This window comes from Bradyrhizobium sp. 25ACV (assembly GCF_054863005.1).
The window spans coordinates 1-278 of record NZ_JAVAYO010000069.1; the positions used below are offsets into that span (position 1 = coordinate 1).

1 protein-coding gene is annotated in these 278 nt (G+C 66.9%); it reads left to right on the forward strand.

Annotated elements, in window-relative coordinates; translation table 11 throughout:
• A partial coding sequence (locus tag RAD04_RS38615) for a glutathione S-transferase family protein (protein ID WP_461627958.1) occupies positions 1 to 278 on the forward strand: 278 nt, incomplete at both ends.

Genomic DNA, 278 nt, shown 5'->3' on the forward strand with positions numbered 1-278 from the left:
GCCCTTCGGCCAGGTGCCGTGCTATCGCGACGAGGATGTCGCCTTGTTCGAATCGGGCGCGATCGTGCTGCATATCGCGCGGCGCGGCACGGGGCTTTTACCCGATGACGCGGCCGGGCAAGCGATCGCCGAGCAATGGGTGATCGCCGCGCTCAATTCGGTCGAACCGTTCGTGATGGATTTGGTGCGGTGCGATCTGTTCGAGGCGGACAAGCCCTGGTCGACGCAGCGCCGCCCGAGCGTGATCGACACCGTTCGCGACCGGCTTGGCGGGGTGG